The sequence below is a fragment of the Methylovirgula sp. genome (genome assembly GCF_037200945.1).
Taxonomy (GTDB): Bacteria; Pseudomonadota; Alphaproteobacteria; order Rhizobiales; family Beijerinckiaceae; genus Methylovirgula.
In genome coordinates this window covers 2,586,519-2,609,523 of record NZ_JBBCGP010000001.1, presented here as the reverse complement: position 1 = coordinate 2,609,523, position 23,005 = coordinate 2,586,519, and the positions used below count along the sequence as shown (strand labels likewise).

Annotated in this window: 28 protein-coding genes; 23 read left to right on the top strand and 5 right to left on the bottom strand. The window is 58.6% G+C overall.

Features of this window, described 5'->3' with window-relative positions:
• Positions 1–26 precede the first annotated feature (26 nt).
• On the bottom strand, positions 27–278 hold the full coding sequence (locus WDN02_RS12800; protein ID WP_337293861.1) for a hypothetical protein: 252 nt from the start codon (positions 276–278) through the stop codon (positions 27–29).
• Positions 279–964: 686 nt separating this feature from the next.
• On the opposite strand from WDN02_RS12800, the gene WDN02_RS12795 reads away from it, so the two are divergent.
• The 8 genes from WDN02_RS12795 (at position 965) to WDN02_RS12760 (ending at position 4,860) form a co-directional block, all read left to right on the top strand.
• Positions 965–1,333, top strand: a complete 369-nt coding sequence (locus tag WDN02_RS12795; protein WP_337292878.1) for a transposase — start codon at positions 965–967, stop codon at positions 1,331–1,333.
• Positions 1,225–1,719 carry an IS5 family transposase gene (locus tag WDN02_RS12790; protein ID WP_337294936.1) on the top strand — a complete coding sequence of 165 codons (495 nt, stop codon included), beginning with the start codon at positions 1,225–1,227 and terminating at the stop codon, positions 1,717–1,719. The genes WDN02_RS12795 and WDN02_RS12790 overlap by 109 nt, the downstream gene beginning before the upstream one ends.
• Before the next feature lie 167 nt (positions 1,720–1,886).
• On the top strand, positions 1,887–2,243 hold the full coding sequence (locus WDN02_RS12785) for a DUF6516 family protein (protein ID WP_337293860.1): 357 nt from the start codon (positions 1,887–1,889) through the stop codon (positions 2,241–2,243).
• On the top strand, positions 2,240–2,617 hold the full coding sequence (locus tag WDN02_RS12780) for a helix-turn-helix domain-containing protein (protein WP_337293859.1): 378 nt from the start codon (positions 2,240–2,242) through the stop codon (positions 2,615–2,617). Before WDN02_RS12785 ends, WDN02_RS12780 begins: the two co-directional genes overlap by 4 nt.
• A 93-nt stretch (positions 2,618–2,710) precedes the next feature.
• Positions 2,711–3,058 carry a hypothetical protein gene (locus WDN02_RS12775; protein ID WP_337293858.1) on the top strand — a complete coding sequence of 116 codons (348 nt, stop codon included), beginning with the start codon at positions 2,711–2,713 and terminating at the stop codon, positions 3,056–3,058.
• Between the two features lie 285 nt (positions 3,059–3,343).
• Complete coding sequence (locus WDN02_RS12770) at positions 3,344–3,715, top strand: ImmA/IrrE family metallo-endopeptidase (RefSeq protein WP_337293857.1); 372 nt, start codon at positions 3,344–3,346, stop codon at positions 3,713–3,715.
• Between the two features lie 477 nt (positions 3,716–4,192).
• Positions 4,193–4,414, top strand: a complete 222-nt coding sequence (locus tag WDN02_RS12765; RefSeq protein WP_337293856.1) for a hypothetical protein — start codon at positions 4,193–4,195, stop codon at positions 4,412–4,414.
• Positions 4,411–4,860, top strand: coding sequence for a hypothetical protein (locus tag WDN02_RS12760; RefSeq protein ID WP_337293855.1), 450 nt, complete (start codon positions 4,411–4,413; stop codon positions 4,858–4,860). The genes WDN02_RS12765 and WDN02_RS12760 overlap by 4 nt, the downstream gene beginning before the upstream one ends.
• A gap of 72 nt (positions 4,861–4,932) precedes the next feature.
• Here the strand turns inward: WDN02_RS12760 and pncB are convergent, their stop codons facing one another.
• The gene (gene pncB / locus WDN02_RS12755; RefSeq protein WP_337293854.1) at positions 4,933–6,237 is read right to left on the bottom strand and encodes a nicotinate phosphoribosyltransferase; all 1,305 of its coding nucleotides are present in this window, start codon (positions 6,235–6,237) and stop codon (positions 4,933–4,935) included.
• A gap of 318 nt (positions 6,238–6,555) precedes the next feature.
• Here pncB and WDN02_RS12750 point away from each other — a divergent pair, with 318 nt between their 5' ends.
• Positions 6,556–7,056, top strand: a complete 501-nt coding sequence (locus WDN02_RS12750; protein WP_337293853.1) for a DUF1003 domain-containing protein — start codon at positions 6,556–6,558, stop codon at positions 7,054–7,056.
• A gap of 233 nt (positions 7,057–7,289) precedes the next feature.
• Here the strand turns inward: WDN02_RS12750 and WDN02_RS12745 are convergent, their stop codons facing one another.
• Positions 7,290–7,607 carry an autotransporter outer membrane beta-barrel domain-containing protein gene (locus tag WDN02_RS12745; RefSeq protein ID WP_337294935.1) on the bottom strand — a complete coding sequence of 106 codons (318 nt, stop codon included), beginning with the start codon at positions 7,605–7,607 and terminating at the stop codon, positions 7,290–7,292.
• An 88-nt stretch (positions 7,608–7,695) separates the two neighbouring features.
• Here WDN02_RS12745 and WDN02_RS12740 point away from each other — a divergent pair, with 88 nt between their 5' ends.
• From WDN02_RS12740 to WDN02_RS12715, 6 genes are all read left to right on the top strand, one after another.
• Positions 7,696–8,250 (top strand): TetR/AcrR family transcriptional regulator, encoded by a 555-nt coding sequence (locus WDN02_RS12740; protein ID WP_337293852.1) that lies wholly within the window; start codon positions 7,696–7,698, stop codon positions 8,248–8,250.
• A gap of 46 nt (positions 8,251–8,296) precedes the next feature.
• Positions 8,297–9,772: an MFS transporter gene (locus WDN02_RS12735; RefSeq protein WP_337293851.1), complete on the top strand. Its 1,476-nt coding sequence runs from the start codon at positions 8,297–8,299 to the stop codon at positions 9,770–9,772.
• A gap of 19 nt (positions 9,773–9,791) precedes the next feature.
• Positions 9,792–10,415 carry an NAD(P)H-dependent oxidoreductase gene (locus tag WDN02_RS12730; RefSeq protein ID WP_337293850.1) on the top strand — a complete coding sequence of 208 codons (624 nt, stop codon included), beginning with the start codon at positions 9,792–9,794 and terminating at the stop codon, positions 10,413–10,415.
• Between the two features lie 27 nt (positions 10,416–10,442).
• Complete coding sequence (locus WDN02_RS12725; protein ID WP_337293849.1) at positions 10,443–11,438, top strand: aldo/keto reductase; 996 nt, start codon at positions 10,443–10,445, stop codon at positions 11,436–11,438.
• A gap of 67 nt (positions 11,439–11,505) precedes the next feature.
• Complete coding sequence (locus tag WDN02_RS12720) at positions 11,506–12,099, top strand: carboxymuconolactone decarboxylase family protein (RefSeq protein WP_337293848.1); 594 nt, start codon at positions 11,506–11,508, stop codon at positions 12,097–12,099.
• 94 nt (positions 12,100–12,193) lie between these two features.
• Positions 12,194–12,619 carry an organic hydroperoxide resistance protein gene (locus WDN02_RS12715; RefSeq protein ID WP_337293847.1) on the top strand — a complete coding sequence of 142 codons (426 nt, stop codon included), beginning with the start codon at positions 12,194–12,196 and terminating at the stop codon, positions 12,617–12,619.
• Between the two features lie 336 nt (positions 12,620–12,955).
• On the opposite strand, the gene WDN02_RS12710 is transcribed toward WDN02_RS12715, so the two are convergent.
• Positions 12,956–13,405, bottom strand: a complete 450-nt coding sequence (locus tag WDN02_RS12710) for a universal stress protein (RefSeq protein ID WP_337293846.1) — start codon at positions 13,403–13,405, stop codon at positions 12,956–12,958.
• Between the two features lie 138 nt (positions 13,406–13,543).
• Between WDN02_RS12710 and WDN02_RS12705 the strand changes: the two genes are divergently transcribed.
• From WDN02_RS12705 to WDN02_RS12680, 6 genes are all read left to right on the top strand, one after another.
• A complete protein-coding gene (locus WDN02_RS12705) occupies positions 13,544–15,190 on the top strand; it encodes an MFS transporter (RefSeq protein WP_337293845.1) in 1,647 nt (548 codons plus the stop codon).
• A gap of 4 nt (positions 15,191–15,194) precedes the next feature.
• Positions 15,195–16,274 (top strand): HlyD family secretion protein, encoded by a 1,080-nt coding sequence (locus tag WDN02_RS12700; RefSeq protein WP_337293844.1) that lies wholly within the window; start codon positions 15,195–15,197, stop codon positions 16,272–16,274.
• A 20-nt stretch (positions 16,275–16,294) separates the two neighbouring features.
• On the top strand, positions 16,295–17,935 hold the full coding sequence (locus WDN02_RS12695) for an efflux transporter outer membrane subunit (RefSeq protein ID WP_337293843.1): 1,641 nt from the start codon (positions 16,295–16,297) through the stop codon (positions 17,933–17,935).
• Positions 17,936–17,963: 28 nt separating this feature from the next.
• Positions 17,964–18,674: an FCD domain-containing protein gene (locus WDN02_RS12690; RefSeq protein ID WP_337293842.1), complete on the top strand. Its 711-nt coding sequence runs from the start codon at positions 17,964–17,966 to the stop codon at positions 18,672–18,674.
• Between the two features lie 189 nt (positions 18,675–18,863).
• Positions 18,864–19,154 carry a nucleotidyltransferase domain-containing protein gene (locus WDN02_RS12685; RefSeq protein WP_337293841.1) on the top strand — a complete coding sequence of 97 codons (291 nt, stop codon included), beginning with the start codon at positions 18,864–18,866 and terminating at the stop codon, positions 19,152–19,154.
• Positions 19,155–19,251: 97 nt separating this feature from the next.
• On the top strand, positions 19,252–19,536 hold the full coding sequence (locus tag WDN02_RS12680; protein ID WP_337293840.1) for a HepT-like ribonuclease domain-containing protein: 285 nt from the start codon (positions 19,252–19,254) through the stop codon (positions 19,534–19,536).
• Between the two features lie 173 nt (positions 19,537–19,709).
• On the opposite strand, the gene WDN02_RS12675 is transcribed toward WDN02_RS12680, so the two are convergent.
• Positions 19,710–20,420, bottom strand: a complete 711-nt coding sequence (locus tag WDN02_RS12675; protein WP_337293839.1) for a DUF309 domain-containing protein — start codon at positions 20,418–20,420, stop codon at positions 19,710–19,712.
• A gap of 386 nt (positions 20,421–20,806) precedes the next feature.
• Between WDN02_RS12675 and WDN02_RS12670 the strand changes: the two genes are divergently transcribed.
• Together WDN02_RS12670 and WDN02_RS12665 are read left to right on the top strand one after the other, a co-directional pair.
• Positions 20,807–21,109: a TetR-like C-terminal domain-containing protein gene (locus WDN02_RS12670; protein WP_337294934.1), complete on the top strand. Its 303-nt coding sequence runs from the start codon at positions 20,807–20,809 to the stop codon at positions 21,107–21,109.
• 502 nt (positions 21,110–21,611) lie between these two features.
• A protein-coding gene (locus tag WDN02_RS12665; protein ID WP_337291674.1) for an IS3 family transposase occupies positions 21,612–22,963 on the top strand; the annotation gives its coding sequence in 2 pieces (ribosomal slippage) (positions 21,612–21,948 and positions 21,948–22,963; 1,353 coding nt in all).
• The last annotated feature ends 42 nt before the right edge of the window (positions 22,964–23,005 follow it).

Below are 23,005 nucleotides of genomic sequence, written 5' to 3'. Positions count from 1 at the left end.
GCAGGCGATTGCCGGTGTAGCGCCAGTCATCGCGGACATCGCTGATCGGCATTGGGTGACCGAACATCGCCCTTGGCGAGCAGGAAGGCATTTTCGTGCTGATGCTGGAGAACGCGCGTCGACGATGGATACGGCTTGGCGAATACGATATGGCCTACAATGCCTAGGCCCGCGAGGCGCCATGCCTCGGCGAATGCTTCAACAGCGTTCCAGCCGTAGAAGCTGACGCAGAATGTGCTGGGCTTCACGACACGGCTGATTTCCGCAAAGGCTGGCACCAGCCAGCGCGGATTATTGTCATTGGCGATTGTCCCAAGGTCAAGGGCAACCGCCGCCTTTTGACGACTCGTTTTGCTTATTGGGAATTCATTGGCCCTTGCGGCAATACTTTCGTTGTATTTGCGGCAACAATGGGTGATCGGATCCCACTCTACCGATTATGAATCAATCGCTTACGAAACCACCTGCGGACAAACTTTGGTATCCGCCACAGTTGTAGTGGCCACCAAAGATTGTCCGCTGTGAACGTATGTGTGTCCGCAAATCTAAGGAAAGATTGTCCGTACGAAAAATGCCCCGAACTCACAGTTCGGGGCATTTTTTGCGCTAGGGACAAAGCGAATGAACTTTCAGCGACTCGTCGGGCTTCGGCCGGTTAACAAGGCTGCCGCATTAGCCATCTCACGAAGCCATCAATTTCCCTCGGCTAAGAAAATCAGCCAGGTCCATACGGACCTTCCTCTACCAATTCGCACCAACCTGCCAAACGACGTACCCAAATTGACTGGTAGAAAATTCGGCCGGTTCACGGTCATCGGGGCCCATGCCTCGTCTCCCCCGCTTCGCTGGGTTGTCCGATGTGTTTGTGGGCGTTACGAAACGCGAAAAACTAGGCTCAGGACCCATTAAATTGTTGCGTGAGGGTTAGCGGATTGATTCAATGGGGATGTCGGGAGGCATCGCCATGGCTGATTTGTTGTTGCTGTCGGAGGCGCAGATGCGCCGGATCGAACCGTATTTTCCATTGTCGCACGGGATTGCGAGGGTTGACGATCGGCGGGTGATCAGTGGCATCGTCTTCGTCATCAGAAACGGTCTGCGCTGGCGCGATGCGCCGCCCGGCTATGGTCCGCACAAGACGATCTACAATCGGTTTGTGCGTTGGAGCCGCCTCGGCGTGTTCAACAAGATCTTCGCCGAACTGGCACGCAAGGCCGGCAAGCCATCTCGTCTGATGATCGATGCGACGCATCTGAAAGCGCATCGCACCGCCGCCAGCCTTTTAAAAAAGGGTCTGTTTCCCGACGTATCGGCCGCACGAAGGGCGGCCTGAACTCCAAGCTGCACGCCGTATGCGATGGTCAGGGGCGCCCCGTCATCATGCTGCTCAGCGAAGGCCAGATGAGCGATTATAGGGGCGCGGCCCTGATGATCGATGCTCTACCGTCCGCGAAGCAGTTGCTCGCTGACAAGGGCTATGATGCCGACTGGTTTCGCCGGGCTCTTACCGAACGCGGCATCGTGGCCTGCATCCCATCGAAGTCAAACCGAAAAAAGCCGATCGAACATGACCGCGAGCTCTATCGTCAACGGCACAAGATCGAGAACATGTTCGGCAGGCTCAAGGACTGGCGACGCATCCACACCCGATACGACCGATGCGCCCATACATTCATGTCTGCCATCTGTATCGCAGCCGCCGTCATCTTCTGGCTCTAATCAATGAGTCCTGACCCTAGGGCTGTCATGAACCCAGCAAATAGCGCAGACAGTTGCCAGGAATGCCGTCATCTTCAATCTTTGCGAAAAAGCATCGAGTTCAGCAGCCACCCGCACGACCTAAATAATCCTTGCCAGAGTTATCACAGTATGATAACCATCCTCAGGTGACTGAAAAGCACGATCCCGGCCTTGACCTGCTTCTCGACCTCGACGGTCAGATTCTTATAGTCGATTCACAGGGCAACCATTGGGTCCGATTTATCATCACGCGTGTGCCCAAATCGAACGACAAGCCGCACGGTCTCGATTATTCGCTCACGCTCCATGGACCAGACGGCGAGCGACTCGTTGGATTCGACAACGCTCATCCAGTAGCGCAGCAAAAGCGTGGTGAACCACAAGATCATCGCCACCGATTGCGAACAATCAGACCCTACGAGTATCATGACGCAACAACCTTGCTCGCCGACTTCTGGGAGACAGTAGACGCTGTGTTACGCGAACGAGGAGTAATCCCATGACAACCCTGAAGGTCGGCATTGCCAGCTACGGAGAAATGAAGGCCCGCACGATGGCAGTCGCACGTGGAGAGCGCCGCCTATCGTCTGACGAACCAAAGGTTTGGTTCACTTCAACCGAATCCTTTGCAAAAGTCCTCTCGGCCGGTAATCGTGAACTATTGCGCGTCATCGCCGAAAAGATGCCAACATCGCTCGATGAGCTGGCGCAAATCACTGGTAAGGCAAAGTCAAATCTCTCGCGCACCCTGCGCACAATGGAGTCTTACGGTCTAATCCGTCTCGAATATGGCGAGCGAGGTCGTATCATTCCAAAAGTGATATACGATCGTGTCGAACTTGATCTGCCATTGACAGTTTCACGAAAGGCAAGCTAACCGACGCGATTGCGGCAGTTACTTTCAGTGGATTTGCGGAAACACTTACCGATCATATCGAAAATTGGCATCTCAGCTGGACGTGCTCTAGGAATGCTCGTCGGATGGGGCATCGGCACCATTACGCCTGAATTCGGCGACCCATTATGGGCGCCTCAAGCCAGTCAATTTATTGGCCTTACCGTTGGCACAATCGTCGGTGGATATTCTGCTGCGACAGCGCAGAATTACGCCATCCAAAAGCTACCACTCGGCGTGAAACAGTCCATCGGTCAGGATAACATGACTTACGATCTTGAAACCGACCAGCATGGCAAGTGGCAGTTAATAACCAGCGCCATCTCATTTCTCATCTTCTTCAAATTTATCAGAATACAGGATGCTCGGCCAAGACGAGACGACCTCACAGTTGTAACGAGAACGATAGTTTGTCCGCAGTGAACGAATGTGTGTCCGCAAATGGAAGGATAGTTTGTCCGCACACCGGATAAAGCGATTTATCTGAAACGCGCCGGGATCGGAAAACCTCGACCCCGGCAGAAAAGACCCCGGAAAGGTCGGCTTTGGGGAAGCCGATCAGTGGACATCGCCTATGAGTGTCAATTTCACCAGCGACCCCCTTTCTGATGAGCAAATTGCGAACTACGCACTGAGGCTGCGGCGTTTTCAGGGTCTTGCTGATCTCGAAACCCCGGACATGCTGGCGATCTTGAACCGCGGTGAGCTTTGGACGCGTTTTGGCACGAAGCACTGGAGTATTTGGTCGTTTCTGATGAGGAATTAGGCGGAGATGAGGCTGATACGCTCATCTCTCAGTCGGCAATTCGAATTCGTTTCGCTCGCACAACTCATGACCGCCTCAAAGATTTCGATCGGCGATCGCGATTTACCGCCGCCCACGAGCTGGGACACGGCGTCCTACACAAGAATCCGGCGCCGCTGGCCCGGTCGCGGCAACCAAGCGCCAATCGAATCGTGCCGCATTTTGTCTCGGTCGAAAAGCAGGCCAACACATTTGCCTCCACCTATCTGATCACTGACGCGATGGCGGAACACGCCGCTTCACCCCGGCGATCTCAGCGAGAATTACTTGGTTAGCCCAAGTGCGGCTGACGTACGGTGGGAACGAGAATCTAGACGTCGAGATCGTCCCAGGATTGGAGCCGGCCTCCGCGCACTCGCCGAAGAATTGAGAAACGGCGGGCCAGCGAGGTCCGACACTCGGTCATCTGGCCCCGATGCGGGATTGCTCCGATGTCCGAGATGCTCAATGAGGACGTTGATCGAATTCGACGGACGGTATTATTGCCATGCCTGCGAAGGAACACCTGAGCGTTTCCCCGACGGCGATGGTCCAACGACCTGAGTCTGGGCACCCAACTCGGTTCAGCCGGCTCAAACTTTCGCGAGCAAGGTCACGAAGTGCCGGCCCATCGTTGAAAGCGCCCTGCTCGCACCGACGAGCGCCACCTTTCGCCGCGTCTCGCACGTCCCGCAAAACACACGAGATCGAGAATCAGATAATAAAACGTCTGACGCAGCTGCCCGCTGGCGGTGCACATAAGGGGGTTAATCGTGACGGCACAGGCTGAGAGACAGATTGATCCCGCCGACGAGGCAGATCTCACGAACGCCGTCGATGCGACGATCGCTGAACATGGGGGCGATGCACGCGAAGCCGTAAAGGCACTTCTGATTTGCAATGCCCTCCTCGAGCAAGCCCATGACCGGGCGCTCACTCTCGTTTCGCATGGCTATATGCGCGGCCGCAGGACCGGCGGAGAAGCCGGCCTGTGAAGTTGGTAACGATCGCTTTTCTGCTCGCGTCGAGCCCCGCTGCGCTTGCCGCCCAGTTAATCCCTCCTCCGCTTGACCTGCCTGTCAGTGGTCAAGTCACACAATCGAATATCCACCGCACGATCTGCAAACTTGGATGGACCAAGCTTGTGCGGCCCTCCTACTCCTACACGCATCGGATGAAGCTGCAGAAGCTCCGTCAAAAAGGGTTGTCTCAAGCCTCGATATCCCGATTCGAGTTGGACCACCTGATTCCTCTCGATCTCGGCGGCGATCCCTACAGCACGAACAATCTTGCGCTGGAACCATGGGCCGAGGCACGCCGGAAAGATGTCGTCGAATACTGTCTTACCTCGGCTGTTTGCGCGGGATCGGTGCGGCTGACAGCCGCTCAACGGGCGATCTGGGAAGATTGGCGACGCGCGGGGCGGCTTTGCAGGCGTTGATTCGGCAGGCAAGCGTCGGCGAGCAAAGCAACGGCGCCGAATGGCGACGCAATCTTCGCATTCATTCGGACCTCACACGTTCACAGGGTGCATGATACGCCCCTGCCCTCCGAAGATGCGCAGATAGCGTTCAATTTCCTTGGAGTCGCCGGTCGCCTTGTCGGGATTGTCAGACAGCTTAACGGCCGGCCTTCCGTTGACAGACGTTGCCTTGCAGACGAGCGAAATTGCGTCCAGGCCATCCATCCCATCGGGATCGCAGCCGCGGAAATCGTTGGTGAGATTGGTGCCCCAGCCGAAGCTCGTTCGCACTCGGCCATGGAAGTGATGGTAAGCCTGTTCGATACTATCGATGTCCATACCGTCGGAAAAAATCAGCAATTTGCTGCGCGGATCAACTCCGTGTTCCTTCCACCACGCGATAATCTCCTCGCCCGCGGAAATTGGCGGGGCACTATCGGGGCGGAATCCGGTCCAACCGGCAAGCCAGTCGGGCGCCTGGTGCAGAAAGGCAGCCGTACCGAATGTATCCGGCAACGCGATCAGCAGATTGCCGGCATATTGGCTGCGCCATTGCTCCAGGACACGATAAGGCGCCTCCGCCAATTCAGCATCGTTGTTGGCGAGCGCGGCTTCGACCATCGGCAGCTCATGTGCGTTGGTGCCGATCGCCTCCAGGTCCGCATCCATCGCGAGCAGCACATTCGACGTGCCGATAAAACGATTGCCGAGCCCCTCTTTGAGCGCCTCGACACACCAGCGTTGCCAGAGAAAGCCGTGCCGCCGTCGCGTGCCGAAATCTGAAATTATGAGATCCGGCAAAGCGTGCAGCCGTTCGACCTTTTGCCAAAGCTTGGCTTTGGCGCGAGCATAAAGCACATCGAGCGCGAAGCGGCCCTTGTTGCGCATCGCGGCGCGGGACCTGAGCTCGCTGATGATTGCCAGCGCCGGAATCTCCCACATCGTCGTATGAGTCCACGGGCCTGCGAAGTTCAGTTCAAATTGGCCCTCGTTCATACGGAGCTCGTAATCTGGCAAGCGAAAGTCGGCAAGCCACACAATGAACTCGGCACTGAACATTTGTGTTTTGCCATAAGAGCTGTTCCCAGCCAGCCAAATGAGTTCCTTCTTTGTGAACCGCACTGTCCGAGCATGATCAAGTTGGGCGCGTAGCTCGTTCTCATCGATGACCTCGGCGAGGCGCACGGACTTGGTCCGGTTTATGAGTGAAAATGTCGCTTCGACCTCCGGGTGCAACTTCCAGATCATCTGCAGCATCAGCAATTTGTAAAAATCGGTATCGAGTAAGCTGCGCGCGATCGGATCAAGCCGAAAATTATGATTATAAGTGCGAGTCGCAATGTCTATGAAGGTCATAGGTATCTATCCGATCCAACGATACGGAAGCAAATAACACCATTACCGACGAAAAACTCCTGAGAGGCATGTATGTGAATCCGGAAGCCTTCAAAAACGCCGCACTCGCAGCCGGTTGTGAAGCCCAAATTTACCCACTCGCCAATCCATAAAGCAATTCACTTGCAAACCAGTTGAGGTCATGATGCTCATCCCCGCGGAGCTCAGCCAAGTCGGGATTGCTTTGGGCTTGAGCGGGGATACTCTGTCCACACTGGGTAATCCGGAGCAACGTTTGCTCGGCCAAGCCCATTTACGCCGATGTAGGAGTCCTAAAGTATGGGCACAGGATCGCTTCAGTCGCCGACGCGACAGCCACCATCGGTTGATGCCGTTATCAAACGCCGCCGTCCGCTGCGGAACATTCACAGGACCGTTCTTGAGGAGAAGATTACGCCAATGGACCGCTTGGCGCTGTGGATCACAGTCCGCGTGGGATCGATGGGATTCTTTCTAATTATTTTTGCATGGACAGCCCTTTGGTTGGGTTGGAATCTATTGGCCCCACGGGCGTGGCAGTTCGATCCGCCGATGGCGTTCGTATTCTGGCTTTTTATTTCGAACGTCATTCAGCTTCTGCTGATGCCGCTTATTATGGTCGGTCAAAATGTCCAGGGCCGCTATGCTGAGGCACGCGCCGAACATGACTTGGATGTCAACGTCAGGGCGGAGGAGGAAATAGAGGTGATCCTGCGTCACCTTGAGTACCAAAATACTATGCTCGTCGCCATGGTTCAAAAGCTAGGCGTCGCAGTCAATGGGGCATCACATGCTGGCTGAGTCACCGGCGGATTCTGGCCTCTACATCAGGCGAGCGGCTCGGCACAATGCTAGGTCGGTTCTTGGGGGACTTTGTGATCATCTCTGGATCCGTGTTTTAGGTCTCAGGCACCATGCCGATTGGGCTGTCAGCCAGCCAATCCGACCGAGAGTAGACTGAAAGCTAACAGCGTTAGGTTCAATGGAGTGGACGTTACCGCTCGGTGCATGCGGCATAAGTTTAGCTCAAAGCTTTAAGTCAAACGTACCGAGTACGCTCTGCTCAATTCCATTTGCGGCGTACTGCCGTTATAGGAAATCCCGAGCGTCGCATTCGGCGCGACGTGGAAGTCAAGGCCGACTTCTGTCACGGCCGCATCCCTTGCAATAAGGACGCCCGCAATATCGAACGGGCTACCACCGGTGAAGGACGAAGTTGAGATCGGCGTGAGAGCGCCGAAGGCATGTCGCCAGCTGACTTCGCCACTCACCGCCGCATCGATGCCGCCGATTGGAAGACTCGTCGATCCGTTCGATGAGGGTGACTTTTTAGAGAGGGAACATAAGCGTATTGATATTCGGAACCGTTCGGTCTATATATAATCTATGGTTAAGCAGCGGAACATGTCACGCTATCGTGGACGGCCGAGGGAGTTCGATGTGAACGACGCGGTTCATGACGCGATGGAGGTGTTTCAAACTCATGGTTACGAAGGCACCTCGCTCAATCATCTGCTGGAGGGAACAGGGCTCACGCGGGGGAGCCTCTACAAAGCCTTTACCGACAAGAAAACGCTCTTCCTCATGGCTCTTGACCGCTATACCGCGGTTAACACCGAAGGGCTCAGGCAGCGGCTTGCTTCGGGCTCACCGAAGGAAGCGGTCCGTGCGGCGCTGAAGGCGATCGCTCAGGCATCGTCCCTTGCGAGTGGCGAGCGCGGTTGCCTTGTTGTCGGATCGACGACGGAAATGGCTTCTAAAGACGCCGAAGTGAAGGAACGCCTTAGACGTACCTTCGCCCGCATGGAGGGCTTTCTACGGGAGGCAATTGAAAGAGGCCAGGCTTCCGGGGAGATCACCTCGCGCAACAGTCCCGAAGCACTTTCGCGCTTCCTCCTGTGTTTGATCGAAGGCCTCGGAGTCCTCGGAAAGACCGGTCGGACGAAGAAGGAAATGTTGGAGATCGTCGACATTGCGATGGCCGCACTCGAATGACTTCCTTTGTCCATTTTGGAACCGATTGGTTCCTTGAAAGGCTGCCGTGAGCGAGACCTCCTCATTGTCGGAGCGGGCCGTCTCTCCTTCGTTTAAGGGAGCTAGCCTGGAATCCCGCCGCTGGCCTGCCCTATTCGTCATGCTGGCGGGCACACTGCTGTCGCCGGTCGATTTCTTCATCGTCAACATCGCGCTGCCATCGATTCAATCAGATCTCAAGGCGACGCCGGCCGCCATTGAACTCGTCCTGTCCGGCTATGCCTGCGCCTATGCCGTGCTCCTTATCACCGGCGGACGTCTTGGCGATATTTTCGGCCGACGCCTGATCTTCCTCATCGGCATCATTGGTTTCGCTCTCGCCTCGCTCGCCTGCGGGATCGCATCGTCGGCCAACGCCCTCGTCATTAGCCGCATCGTCCAAGGTGGTTTCGCAGCGATTCTCATGCCGCAATCGCTTGCCACTATCCGCGTCCTTTTCCCGGAGCACGAGCGGCCGAAAGCAATGGGCTATTACGCGGCGACCTTCGGATTGGGAGCCATCCTCGGCCAATTGCTCGGCGGCCTGCTGGTTGCCATCAACCCATTCGGCCTCGGCTGGCGGAGCATTTTTCTCGTCAATCTGCCGATTATCGCTGTCGTTATTCCGCTTTCGATCATCCTGTTGCGAGAAACACGCGACGATCGAGCTCAGCGCCTCGATATTGGCGGCGTCATCCTCTTAGCGGCAGCCCTGACTGCCATGATCATTCCAATCGTCGAAGGCCCCGAACATGGCTGGCCAGTCTGGGTAATAACCCTCCTCACGTCCGCTTTCCCACTTTTCATAATCTTCTGGTTCTACGAGAAGCGCGTTGTCGCGCGCGGACGCGATCCGCTGTTCCCGCCGGGGATCCTTGCAGCACCGGGCCTGGTGCGTGGTCTGACCGCCACGCTTCTCTACAACGCATTTGCCGCCTTCTTTCTGGTCTTCTCGATCTATCAGCAGGATGCGCTGGGCCGTACGCCGCTTGAGGCAGGCCTTGCCATCATGCCATTTGCGTTCGGCTTCGCGATCAGCCCGCTGTTCAGCGCGGGCCTTACCAAGGGGCTTGGCCGCCGCGCGCCGACATTTGCGATGATCGTTCTGGCGACAGGGATGTTTAGCTCTGCCATCGCTGCATTTCTCGATTTTGGAACGGTCACGTCACTCACGACCATTCTGATCGGAATTGGACAAGGATTCGCACTACCGACGCTCGTCCGGACCGTCGTTGAACGTATCGACGGTCGTTGGGCGGGGCTCAGCGCGGGCTTGGTAAGCTCCATCTTACAAATCAGCGGCTCGCTCAGCATCGCTCTGATCGGCGGATTATTCTACGCAATGATGGACGGACGATCGAGCCCCTTGATTGTCGCCCATGCCTTCACCGTTGCGGTTGCTGCGATCGGAGTTTCCTTGCTCGTCGCCGCCTGGCTCATCGACGGCGTCCGTCCCGCCCAACACCCCCCTTTCTCAAGCGGCAGTCGCCGCACTCTGCAGTGAAGAACCGAGGACTTTTGTCATGCATATGCTTCATATCGTCGGTTCGCCGCGGAAGGAATTGTCCGCATCGCTCGATGTCGCAACCCGCTTCATAGAACAATGGGAAACCACCCACTCGCGGGCGACGATTGATACGCTCGACGTCTGGACGACCTACATCCCGGCCTTCGACGGTCCTGCACTCGATGCAAAATATGCGGGCTTAGCCGGCAGGGCCCTGACGGACGAGCAAAAGGATGTCTGGGCCGCAATCGGAACTCTTGCAGCGCGCTTTCATTGCGCCGACGTCGTTCTTATCAGCGTGCCGATGTGGAACTTCGGTATTCCCTATCGCCTGAAACACCTCATCGACGCGGTGTCGCAGAAGAATGTCCTCTTCACCTTTGACGGCGAGAACCTCAATGGACTCCTCAACGGCAAGAAGATGGTCATCGTCGCCGCGCGCGGCGCCCGGCTCGGCGGAGATTATCCGGAGAAGGACTTCGACCACCAAGTCGCCTATCTGCGCATCTGGGCGCGTATGGTCGGTATCACCGAAGTCCAGGTCATCGTCGTCGAGGGAACGCTGTTGGGCCGCGAGGCTGACGAAGCCGCGCGTGCGAATGCCCGTGCCCAAGCACACGAACTCGCCGCCACTCTTTAAGCCCGTCCACGTAACAGGAGAATGATTATGAAGACGCGTAAACTTGGAAGCGGCGGCCTGAAGGTTTCGGCCCTCGGTCTTGGCTGCATGGGCATGAGCTGGGCCTACGGTGGCAATAACGATCGCGCCGAGATGGTCAAATTACTCCGCGACGCTGTCGATCTCGGTGTCACCTTCTTCGACACAGCGGAAGTCTACGGCCCAAAAACCAACGAAGATCTTGTCGGCGAAGCGTTGCAGCCCCTCCGTGATAAGGTGGTGATCGCCACCAAGTTCGGTTTTGAACTCGACCCGGCAGGCGGCTCTATGCCGATCGGGCTCAACAGCCGGCCCGAACACATCAAGGTTGTGGCTGAGGAGATGCTAACACGGCTGCGAACCGATCATATTGACCTGCTCTATCAGCACCGCGTCGATCCCAACGTGCCGATCGAGGAGGTCGCCCGAGCTGTCGGCGATCTCGTAAAGGCCGGCAAGGTCAAGTATTTTGGTTTGTCAGAAGCTGCGCCAGATACGATCCGAAAGGCACATGCGGTTCATCCCGTCGCAGTGGTGCAGAGCGAATATTCGTTATGGACGCGTGACCCCGAGGACGGCCTTCTGGCAACCCTTGAGGAACTTGGCATCGGGTTCGTTGCATATAGCCCGCTCGGCTGCGGCTTCCTCGCTGGCGCGTTCAACAATGGTGCAAATTTCGAGCGAGGTGATCTTCGCACCGGCCACCCCCGATTCCAGCCGGACGCGCTCAAGAAGAATCTATCGCTCGTCGAAAGCCTCACCAACGTTGCTGCTGCCAAGGGGGCGACAGCCGGCCAACTCGCGCTCGCCTGGCTGCTTTCTCGCAAGCCTTGGGTGGTGCCGATTCCGGGAACCCGGAAGCTCTCACGCCTCACCGAAAATATAGCCGCCGCCGACGTCGTCCTGACAGATGTGGAATTACAGGCGATCGAGGCGGCGGTGGCAAGCGCGCCGATCGAAGGAACGCGTTACGGCGAAAATGAAATGGCGATGCTGAACTTATAAGTACGCCGGAAACCGGACCGCTCTGCCCCGATGAGCCAATATCGGCGCTATAGGAGAGGAGTTATTCATGAAAGACGACGAGGCACTTGGAGGACGGCTACCTCTAATCGACGTCGCCCAACTCGATCCGAATCAGAGACAGCTCCTCGACTATCTGGAAGCGAGCAAGTTTCCGTGGGCCGAGAAGTCCGGCTTTCGATCACGTCTGTCCGACGGCCGGCTAATCGGTCCTTTCAATGTGTTCCTCTTCAGCCCACAGATGGCGCGCGCCTTCAACGCCTGGGTCGACGCGGAGAGCGCATGTACGTCGCTCGCTGAAGATGTGCGGCAAATCGTGATTCTCACGATCGGCGTTGTATGGCGTGCGGATTATGAAATCTACGCGCATCTCGCGGTCGCCCGATCTGCCGGCGTCGACGAGGCAACCCTTTCCGCCATTCAGGAGAAAAAGGATCCGGAGGCGGCCCCCGACGCCATCCGAATCGCCTGGCAGTTCACACACCAATTGGTCGAGACACACGGTGTAGAAAACAACCTCTATAGGCAGGCAACAGCGATGTTCGGAGAGCATGGCCTCGTCGATATGCTCAACCTTATTGGACTGTACCTGTCTACCTCTGCCCTTTTGAACGCATTCGCGGTTCCCGCGCCTCAGTCATAAGGCCGACAAACGCGACATGACAGCACTCTTTGGCGTTCATTTGTCGGGATCCAATCAACCGATAACTTCAACCTCACTCCACAAAGGAAATATCATGACAACTCTTTATTCGACCCGGGTCACCGCGAGCGGCGGCCGGCACGGCTTCATCCAAAGCGAGGACGGCCTTCTCGATCTGAAACTGGCTCTCCCGCCGCAGCTCGGCGGCAAAGGAGGTGCGACCAATCCCGAACAGCTCTTCGCCGGTGGCTATGCGGCCTGTTTCGAGAATGCGCTTTTGCGCGTTGGACGTGAAGCCGGTCATCGTTTCGCTGACGACGACGTCACGGTCGTCGCCGAGATCGGCCTCAGTCGTAACGAGGCAGACGCATTTGTGCTGTCAGCCGCGCTCGCAGTAACAATTGTCGGCGTCGATCAGGCCACCGCGGAGAAGCTTGTGCATGGAGCCCATGCCATTTGCCCGTACTCGAATGCGATCAAAGGTAATGTCGACGTTGCAACAACTGTTATCGTAAAGTAAAGCGCGACTGATAATAGTCATCCGTCGCGTCGTTTATACCAACACGGACGGCGGCGAGGTGAAGCGTTTTGTCAACATCTCGCCCGCCGTCGCCTTCCAATCGATGGACGGACCTCATCGTCGCCTCGCCATGCTGCCTCCCTTTTGCGGATAGAACCGCGCCAATATCACGCGGCATCGAAATCGAACTCCGTGACCTCAGAATCCGAGGTTTAGCTCCGGGTCGATCTTGCCTCGAGACCGCCTGAACATCTCGCGAAGTTATCCTTGAGTGCGACCGTCGCCAGCGCACACTCAATCAGGTTTATGGCTACGCGCAAGGCAGAGTAAGCGCGCTTAGTCGGGCGGCACGACAAGGACAGGGACCGTCGCCGCCTCCAGCACGCCGGCAGAGACCGAACGCTCGGTGAATTTGCCGAACCAGGACAAATGCCGGTGGCCGAGGATCACCAGATCGCATTGTTTGGTCTTTGCGGTCTGCAAGATGAGGTCTATCGGCGCGCCCGCAGCGACCGTGCCCTCGACGGTAAATCCCTCCGCCCGCAGCCGCGCCAATGTGGTGTTCATGACGGCATCGATGCCTTCCTGCTCGATGGCTGCAGCAGGATAATCGATCTCGTCGTTATGGCTCGGCTTCCCATCCGTCTCGGCCAGGGCGTAGGCTGGATCAACCGCGGTTAGAAGCTCGATCGTCGCGCCGCAACTGCGCGCCATCTGCTGAGCGACTTCGAGCACCCCTTGGGTCCGTTGCGAACCGTCGATGCCGACCAGAATCTTCCGAAACATGAATGACCTCAACTCGCGAAACCGGGATTTGCCGGGTTAAACATCCTATGATAGGAGCTATAGTCAGGGCAAGCGGCATGTCCCGAACCGTTCCTCTGCTCTGGCGGGCCGTTCTGCGGCCAGTTTCTGGATAATCGGATGACCACAGCCATTTCCACGTTTGTCGCGTCGCGTGATGGCGCCCCCGCCGCCGCGTCGCCGCAAGTGAGCGCCGTGGCGCCTGTGGTAGCGAAGGCCGCGGTGCCCGCCCCGGCGCCGACGCCTTTCACAGCACGGCTTGTCGCCGGCCTTTCCGGCGTGCTCCTCGCGGTCCTGGTGGCGGGCTTCAATGAACATGTAACAGATGTCGAATTGACCGACATTCGCGGCGTCATGGGGATCAGCCATGACGAAGGAACATGGATTACCGCGCTCTATGAAGCCTTTGAGATTGCCGCAATGGCGTTCGCGCCCTGGCTCGGGGTGACCTTTTCCATTCGCCAATTGACGATGGTGATGATGGCGACATTCGCGGTGCTCGGCGCGCTCGCACCCTTCGCGCCGGATCTGCCGAGCCTGTGCCTGCTGCGCATCGTTCAGGGCTTCGCCGGCGGCTGCATGCCGCCAATGCTGATGACCGTCGCGCTGCGCTATCTGCCTCCTAAGATCAAAGTCTATGGCCTCGGCGCCTATGCGCTCACCGCGACGTTCGGTCCCAATCTCGGCACGCCGCTCGGCGCCTTCTGTTTCGAATATCTCGGCTGGCGCTCGGTGTTCTGGGAATGCATTCCCTTCTCACTTCTCGCCATCGCCCTCATCGGCTACGGGCTCCCGCAGGACCCATTGCGGCTCGAACGCTTCCGCCAGCTCGATTGGCGCGGCTTCCTGCTCGGCCTGCCGGCGATCTGCATGCTGGTCATCGGCCTCATGCAAGGCGACCGGCTGGACTGGTTCCGCTCACCGGTCATTGTCCATCTCCTGGTCGGCGGAACTTTCCTTTTCACGTTGTTCGCGATCAACGAATGGTACCACCCACTGCCGTTCTTCCGCATTCAGATGCTGCGCTCGCGCAACATCAGCTTCGGCTTGTTCGCAATTTCCGGCGTTCTGATCCTGGCAGCGGTCAATTCGGCGATTCCCTCACTCTTCCTCGCCGAGATCAGGTTGTACCGGCCGTTGCAGACGGCGCCGCTCATGTTGTTGGGGCTTGCTTTGCCGCAACTTGCTGCACTGCTTATCGTCTCCTTTCTCTGCAATCTCCCGCGCGTTGATTGCCGCTTCGTTATGGCCGGCGGCCTGGCACTGATCGGCCTGTCCTTCTTCCTCGGCAGCTCTCTGACCTCGGACTGGTATCGCGGCAATTTTTATCTGCTCGAAGCCATACAGGTCATGGCCCAGCCAATGATCATCATTCCGATCCTCATGCTGGTCACGATGAGCATTGCGCCGACGGACGGGCCATTCATCTCAGGCATGTTCAACATGACGAAGGGATTTGCCAGCGCCGTTGCGTTGGCGACGATCGAATCGCTCATGACCTGGCGCGAGCATATCCATTCGAACATCCTGCTCGACCACCTCGGCGCCAACCGCTTCACACTCCAAACCATTCTCAACCAGCCGAGCCTTGTCGGCTATGGCGCCGATGCCCGCGCCCAGGCCGTCGTTCTCGCCGCCGCCGACGTCTATCTCCTCATGGTCGGCTTCGTCGCTGTGATGCTCCTCCTCAACCTCGTCCTGCCCACCCGCGTCTACGCGCCGTCGACCGCGCTGGCGCGGGCACCGGCATCCGCTAACCCAAGATGAGACTATGAGCTTCAAGAACACAGCGTTCATCGGCCTCGGCGTCGTCGCTCTGGCCGGCGTTGCCTATGGCGTCGATCGGCTGATCATCGGCGACGGTCGCATCCAGTCGACCGATGATGCCTATATCACCGCTGATTTCAGCACAGTCGCGCCGAAAATTTCCGGACTCCTCGACAAGGTCGAGGTTGAGGACAACGAGCGCGTCAAGGCCGGCCAGGAACTCGTCCACATCGACGACCGCGACTATCGGACAGCCGTCGCCGCGGCGGAGGGTACGCTTGACGCCGCGAAAGCAGAGGTCGCCAATCTCTCCGCCGAGCTCGCCCGCCAGACGCCCGTCATCGGCCAGGCCGATGCCAATATCTTGGCCGACGATGCGGCCTTGACTTTCGCCCGCGCCAACGCGCAGCGCTACCGCAACCTGTCGAAGGGCGGCGCCGGCACGGTCGAACAGCAGCAACAATCGGCGGCGCAGTTACAACAGGCTGAGGCCGCCAAGGAGCGCGACAGCGAAGCCGCCGAAGCAGCGCGACGGCAGATCGCCATCCTGCAGGCCCAGCGCGACCGCGCCCTCGCCGACGCGAAACGCACCGAGGCGGCACTCGCCCAGGCCAGGCTCAACCTGTCCTATACGCATGTGCTCGCACCGGTCGACGGCGTCGTCGGCCAACGCGCCATCCGCGTCGGCAATTACGTGAGCCCGGGCACCGCGCTTCTCGCCGTGGTGCCAATCGATTCAGCCTATGTGCTCGCGAACTATCAGGAAACCCAGCTCACCCATTTGGCGCTCGGCCAGAAGGTGGAAATTACCGTCGATGCCTTTCCGGGTGCCGTGCTGACCGGCCACGTCGACAGTCTCGCGCCGGCAAGCGGCATCGCGTTTTCACCGATCGCCCCCGATAATGCGACCGGCAATTTCACCAAGGTCGTGCAGCGCATTCCGCTGAAGATCGTCTTCGATCCCGACCAGTCTTTGCGGGCGCGGCTGCGGGTCGGCATGTCGGTCGAGACGACCCTCGATACGCACAGCACACCCGACAAGAATGACATCAATCGCGCTCTCGACCATCTGGCGACGCAATGAACGTTCGGGGGAGTCTACCTGTGGGGGAATATGCATTACGCATCGGCCCGCTTTGTCGCGACGCGGGGATCGGCGCACTTCTGCTGGCTCTGGCGGGCTGCGCTGTGGGTCCGGACTGGTACAAGCCCGTGCCGGTGATGCCGCAGGTCTTCGCCAGGCCCGAAGGGCCGAATGCGCCGAGCCGGCCGATCGCCGCGCCAGTCGATCCCGCCTGGTGGCGCATCTTCGCCGATTCGCAGCTTGCGCAGCTCGAAGTGCGCGTGGCGCAGGACAATTTCGACATTCGCGAAGCCGCAACGCGCTATGCAGAAAGCCGCGCCGAGCGGGAGATGGCGGCTTCCGCCTTCTATCCGTCCTCCGACGTCAACGCGTCCTATGCGAACGAGCGGGCGAGCCCCAACGGCGTTCTGAACCTGCTCGGCACGACGGCGACGAACACGCCGGCGACCATTGCCAATGGCTCACCCGGCTTCGGCCCGGCGGGAATCACCTCGGCGGACACAGGCAACGCGTCTTCGCCGGCCTTCAACCTCTGGCAATATGGGATCGACGCGAGTTGGGAGGTCGACATCTGGGGCCGGGTCCGCCGCTCGATCGAGGCGGCCGACGCCGGCGTCGAACTCTCGCAGGATTATCGGCGCGGCGTGCTGATCAGCGTGCTCGCCGAGACCGCCGGCGATTACGTCGCCTTGCGCGGCGTTCAGGCGCAGATCGCCATCACGCGCGAAAATCTCGGCGTCGCCAAACACAGCCTGGCGCTGACCAAGCTGCGCTTCGCCAATGGCGCGACGACCAATCTTGACGTTGCCAATGCCACGGCAGATGTCGCCGCTGTCGGTGCCAGGCTGCCGCCGCTCCAACGCCAGGAATCCGAACTTATCAATGCGCTGAGCTTCATGGTCGCGGCGCCGCCGCGGGCGCTCGCCAGCTCCTTGCGGCCTGCCAGGCCGCTGCCGCCGATCCCCCGCAAAGTGCCCGTCGGCCTGCCCTCCGAACTCGCCGAGAAGCGCCCCGACATCCGCGCCGCAGCGGCACAATTGCACGCGGCGACGGCGGATATCGGCGTCGCCATCGGCGATTTCTATCCGCGCATCACGCTCGAAGGCAGCCTCGACATCCAGTCGCTCGAATTCTCCCATCTCGGGCTCTGGAATTCTCGGCAATACGGCCTGGGTCCCGTCATCAGCCTGCCGATTTTCGAAGGCGGCCGGCTGACCGGCAATCTCGAACTGAAGGAAGCCCAGCAGAAACGGGCGGCGCTCGATTATCGGCGCACCGTGCTGAAGGCCTGGCATGAAGTCGACGACGCGTTGACGGCCTACAACGCCGCACAAAACGAGCGCAATCTTCTGGCGACCGCCGTGGCGCAAGACAAGATCGCGCTCGCGGCCGCGCAATTGCAATATTCGCAGGGCGCCACAGACTTCCTCAACGTGCTCACCGTCCAGAACCGTTTGCTCGACGCGCAGAACGCCGAAATAGCTGCCGCCATCGGCGCCGATGCAGCTTTGATCAGCCTCTACAAAGCATTGGGCGGCGGGTGGGAAGCAAACGAACTGCTACATCGGACGCCGCAGCCCAGGCTTCCGGTCGTGGCGCTGCTTCCACATCCGATTGCGCCTAAGCAGAACCCCGAGATTGATCTGCCGCACGGTCCATGACAATTGCCGGTCAGAGGGATGAATTCGCATGATTGAAAAATCGATTCTGCCCGAACCGCAATGCCCGCAGGTCGCCCGGCTCTCGCTCGTCGACTCGGCGATCGTCATCATCCGTTCGCAAGTCGAGAGCGGTGCATGGAAAGTCGGCGAGCGTATTCCGAAGGAAGACGAACTGGCCGAGATGCTGCGCGTCGGCCGCAACACGGTGCGTGAGGCGGTGCGCGTTCTTTCTCACGCCAACATGCTGGAAGTGCGCCAAGGCGACGGCACCTACGTCCGCTCCAATGTCGATCCTGGCGAAATGCTGCGCCGTGTCGATCGCGCCAGCCTACACGACCATTTCGAACTGCGCGCGACACTCGAAACCGACGTCGCCCGTCTCGCCGCCACGCGCCGCACCAAGGCTGATATAGAGGACATGACCCGCCTGCTCGACGAACGCGGCGAAATACCTCCTTATGGCAGCACAGATTTTAATGCCTTCGTCGCCCGCGATCTCGCCTTCCATCTCGCGATCGCCCGCGCCGCGCATAACGCTGCCATGGAGGAATTGTACGGCTATTTCCTCAAATACGAACAGCAGCACCTCGACGCCTATTTCGGCCGCGGCGATGTCATCGAACCCAACGGTCCGGCGCATGCCCGCGTTCTCGAAGCCATCATCGCGCGCAATCCGGTTCGCGCCGCACGCGCCGCGCGCGCGATTCTAGCCCCGGTCATCAAGACACTGAAGGGATAGATTCCACACGCTGCTTCAGAATTGTTTGCCGCCCTTCCCCGCATCAACTTCGCTAGCCCCTTCGCGAGGCAATCGGAAATCGGCTATCCGGAAGATAGCGGGGAAATGGCGGTCGCTGTGCGACACTCAAAGCGCTCGATCTCTTTCGTAAACATTGATTTTTAATACAAAATCACCTATTTAAAAGGAATGAGACCGTCCGACGCCCTTGCGCTTTACCGCGAAGAAATCCGCTGCATTGTTGCGCGCAACAAAGGGCAGAACCCGCGCGTCTTTGGTTCGGTGCTTCATGGCAACGATCACGAGGGCAGCGACCTCGATCTATTGATTGACGCTGGCAACGGCATGACGCTGTTCGATATCGCCGGCATCATGCGCGACATTAAACGGCTTGTGCCGATCGGCGTTGACGTAAAGACTCCAGAAGATTTGTCGGTGAAATTCCGCAGCCAGGTTGTGAATGAAGCGCGCCCGCTGTGACCGATCCGAGGCAACGGCGTGTTCTTGACTCGCTTGACCACATCATTCGGGCTATAGCCAAGATCGCTCATTACATCGACGGCATGAGAACGAGCTTGTGCAGGACGCCGTGATCCGAAACCTCGAAATCATCGGCGAGGCAAGCAACCGCATAGCAAAGGCCGATCCGGACTTTTGGGACAAGCACCAGGAGAGCTTGGAACTTAGCAAGGCCTATGAAATGCGAAACTTCGTCTCCCACGGTTACGACAGCATCAATCTGACGATCGTCTGGCGCACGATCAAAGACATTCTGCCCGGCCTGAGTGAGAAGGTGGCAGCCGCGCGGTGCGCGCTTGCTGTTGCACTGGCGGCAACCCCCAGGGGACCGCAGTCTGATTAACCGCTGATGGACTTCCACGCTGAAATCCGGATAGCCCGGAAATCGAAGAACAGCCGAAGAGAATTTCGCGACAGCGCCTCACCAGGGAGCGCGCCCAGGATTTGGGACCGATCAAGCCGACGCCGATCGGCTTAGACGCGTTTCCGGCACATTGACGGGCTTGTGGTCGCCCTTCAGTCACGGGCGCCATTGGGTTCCAGTAATTTCCTAACGGATGAAGCCGAACTCAAGCCTCGCGACACCTTCGCTGTGGAGTTGGCGAGGATATCAAAGTCAGGGTTTGAGATACATTGAGCTAGCAGATCATTTGGCCAAGGATGGATGCTTCTGGTCAATGACTCACGCCGCAGTCCGCGGGATCCCAGAATAAAATCAAACACGGGTTGGGGCTGCCCAGCAGCTGTTGCCTGTACCGCAGTGGAATTTCCTACGGCCGCTTCGGCGTTTTCAGCGAGGGTCGAGGGTGACATGCCGAGTGCGCGCTCGAAGGCGGGGTCCGGTGTCAGGCGACGAAGCCGCTCCGCGGCGCGTCCGGCGTGATGCACGGCCGCGGCATCTTTGTCCGCTCGGATCTTCACGCCGGCCGCCGACAACAGGATCAAACCCTTGAAGAGGATACGCAATGGGTCGCCCCGACGTGCGATCTGCCAAAGACCTTCCCAGGCTTCATGCGCTTCCCAGTAATAACCGTGATTGAAGAGGTCGAGACCCCAGAGGAACGGGTCAGAGTCAAGCGTCGCCTCCACCGAAACCACAGGCTCGACTTGGTAGCTGTGCCCCGCAGGGTCGCGTACGGGATGCGGTTGCCTGCCGGGCAGGTACGCATACGGTGGAAAGCTTCTCTTCGGAAGCCAACGCGGACGCAATGTAGAACGAATGGCCATGAAAATGTATATCACGCCAATGACCACGGTCTGATGCGAAGGTTGCCTTGGATCGCAGTCTGCTTAAAAGCGGACGGCGGCGGCCCTTTTCTAATGAGCGAGACTAGCGAAAGCTATGTAGCTGGCTGAAATGCCCATTCGACCAATCGCAAGAATCGACTGTTCAAGCGCGTCCAAACAGACGATGACAGTTCGACCCGAACCCGGCGTTCTTCTGTCGCTGGAACTCTTCAATTGAACGACGTTTGAACATTTGCGTATGCGATCCTGTCGGCCGACGTCTCGATTCCCACGGAGGACGCTTTGGGCTCTTCAATCCGGTTCGTACTTCATAATCTGCCCGCCATTTTAAGCCGTCGAGGACCGTTTCCCGAGCGTTTGCTCGGCTGTCCGACCGCGCCCGGCCAGACATCCTCCGGTTGCTGTTCGACATGACCGGTGACCTGACGGACGCAAAGTCCAACTTCGCCGACGTGAGGGCGGAGTTCGCGAACGGCCGCCTTATCCGCACTATCCTCGATCGCGGCATCGCGCGAGGCGAAGTCGATCCTGACCGTCTCACGCCGCGCATCGCCGCGCTGCCGACCGACCTGGCTCGCCACGAGATGCTGATGACGTTCGAGCCGCTATCGGACGAGATCATCCGGGAGATCGTGGGCGAGATTTTTCTGCCGCTCGTCCGCCGATGATAGGCTCCCAAGCTAGGATAAGTTTGTAGGCGCCAACAAATACCTGTCAGCTTTATCCGTCGCGGGGCCGTTCCAACAATTGTACGCTCGCCGGCGAGACAGCTGATGGATCATTGAGCCCAAATTCTCAGTTACCGCGCGGCTGGCGGCAGGGATTGGGCCTGTGTGGACCGACGGCTCTCGGCTAACGATTGTGCAAAGCGGACATCTGCCTCCCCACTTTGTGAGAGGCGCCGACGGCTCCGAAAGGCGAGCACGCAGCAAAGTTTAATGCTCAAACCGAACTGTCCTGCTATTCGTGTTTTGACGACCTCAGAGGTCGGTCTCGCCGAATTGGTACATTGGCTCGTACGGCAGCGATAAGCACCGGTTCGGTTGACGCCGCTCGAACTCGTAAGCGGCGAAAGTTGGCTGTTCGTGTTCGCCGTCAGCACCCCTGAGACAAATTGAGGGTCTTCACGAAGGGAGGATTTCTGGTTCATCGTAGCCGTAAGGAGCGAAGATGAAGCAGAAATCCGGACCGGGCAAAGCGCCGGCAGAACAAGTACTGAAGGACATCCGGCGCCAGACGCGTCGGCAATACTCTGCGGAAGAGAAGATCCGCATCGTGCTGGAGGGACTGCGTGGCGAAGAGAACATCTCCGAGCTGTGCCGGCGGGAAGGCATTGCGGCCTCGATGTATTACGGCTGGTCGAAAGAGTTCCTCGAAGCCGGTAAGCGCCGGCTGGCGGGCGACACAGCTCGTGCCGCGACGTCCGGCGAGGTGAAGGATCTCCGTCGCGAAGCCACCGCATTGAAGGAGGTCGTGGCCGATCTGACCCTGGAGAACCGCCTGCTCAAAAAAAGCATGAACGGGGATGGGGAGGACGAGGCATGAGATATCCTGCATCCGAGAAGGCCGAGATCATCGAGTTGGTTGAGCAGTCGCATCTGCCTGCCAAGCGCACGCTGGAAAAGCTCGGCATTCCCCGCGCTACCTTCTACCGATGGTACGATCGCTATCGTGCGGGAGGGCCTGAGGCGTTGGCCGATCATCGCTCACGACCGGATCGCGTCTGGAACCGTATCCCGGACGACGTCCGCAGCCAGATCATCGATCTGGCGCTGGAGGTCCCTGAGCTATCGCCGCGAGAGCTGGCCGTGCGATTCACCGACGAGAGAAAGTACTTTGTCTCCGAGGCCTCGGTCTATCGGTTGTTGAAGGCACACGACCTCATCACCAGCCCGGCCTACGTGGTGATCAAGGCGGCGAACGAGTTCAAGGACAAGACCACCACTATCAACCAGCTCTGGCAGACCGACTTCACCTACCTTAAGATCACTGGCTGGGGCTGGTACTACCTCTCCACGGTGCTGGATGACTTCTCGCGCTACATCGTGGCCTGGAGGCTTGGTCCCACAATGTGCGCTTCCGACGTCACGGCCACGCTCGACCAGGCACTGGCGGCATCGGGCCTTGATCACATCACCGTTGTACACCGGCCGAGGCTTCTCAGCGACAATGGGGCGAGTTACGTGGCAGACGACCTGGCCAGGTGGCTCGAAGGCAAGGGCATGCAACATGTGCGCGGCGCACCATATCATCCTCAAACCCAGGGCAAGATCGAGCGCTGGCACCAAACCTTGAAGAACCGCATTCTACTCGACAACTATTATCTACCCGGCGATCTCGAGCGGCAGATCGGCGCCTTCGTCGAGCACTACAATCACGTCCGTTATCATGAGAGCATCGAAAACGTCACACCGGCCGACGTCTACTTCGGCAGAGCAGAGACGATCATCGCAGAACGCAAACGCATCAAGCTTGCTACCATCGCAAACCGCCGCTTGCAGCACCGACTGCAGGCCGCTTAAACTCTAACCCCTGATGAGCCAGCGCCTCTCTTCTCGAAACGC

Excerpts from the sequence above, each read along its gene's own strand:
- WDN02_RS12690 (WP_337293842.1), top strand. The coding sequence starts at position 17,964 with ATGATTGAAAAATCGATTCTGCCCGAACCGCAATGCCCGCAGGTCGCC.
- WDN02_RS12795 (WP_337292878.1), top strand. The coding sequence starts at position 965 with ATGGCTGATTTGTTGTTGCTGTCGGAGGCGCAGATGCGCCGGATCGAA.
- WDN02_RS12705 (WP_337293845.1), top strand. The coding sequence starts at position 13,544 with ATGACCACAGCCATTTCCACGTTTGTCGCGTCGCGTGATGGCGCCCCC.
- WDN02_RS12710 (WP_337293846.1), bottom strand. The coding sequence starts at position 13,405 with ATGTTTCGGAAGATTCTGGTCGGCATCGACGGTTCGCAACGGACCCAA.
- WDN02_RS12750 (WP_337293853.1), top strand. The coding sequence starts at position 6,556 with ATGGGCACAGGATCGCTTCAGTCGCCGACGCGACAGCCACCATCGGTT.
- WDN02_RS12700 (WP_337293844.1), top strand. The coding sequence starts at position 15,195 with ATGAGCTTCAAGAACACAGCGTTCATCGGCCTCGGCGTCGTCGCTCTG.
- WDN02_RS12780 (WP_337293859.1), top strand. The coding sequence starts at position 2,240 with ATGACAACCCTGAAGGTCGGCATTGCCAGCTACGGAGAAATGAAGGCC.
- WDN02_RS12720 (WP_337293848.1), top strand. The coding sequence starts at position 11,506 with ATGAAAGACGACGAGGCACTTGGAGGACGGCTACCTCTAATCGACGTC.
- WDN02_RS12675 (WP_337293839.1), bottom strand. The coding sequence starts at position 20,420 with ATGGCCATTCGTTCTACATTGCGTCCGCGTTGGCTTCCGAAGAGAAGC.
- WDN02_RS12730 (WP_337293850.1), top strand. The coding sequence starts at position 9,792 with ATGCATATGCTTCATATCGTCGGTTCGCCGCGGAAGGAATTGTCCGCA.
- WDN02_RS12685 (WP_337293841.1), top strand. The coding sequence starts at position 18,864 with ATGAGACCGTCCGACGCCCTTGCGCTTTACCGCGAAGAAATCCGCTGC.
- WDN02_RS12775 (WP_337293858.1), top strand. The coding sequence starts at position 2,711 with ATGCTCGTCGGATGGGGCATCGGCACCATTACGCCTGAATTCGGCGAC.
- pncB (WP_337293854.1), bottom strand. The coding sequence starts at position 6,237 with ATGACCTTCATAGACATTGCGACTCGCACTTATAATCATAATTTTCGG.
- WDN02_RS12725 (WP_337293849.1), top strand. The coding sequence starts at position 10,443 with ATGAAGACGCGTAAACTTGGAAGCGGCGGCCTGAAGGTTTCGGCCCTC.
- WDN02_RS12715 (WP_337293847.1), top strand. The coding sequence starts at position 12,194 with ATGACAACTCTTTATTCGACCCGGGTCACCGCGAGCGGCGGCCGGCAC.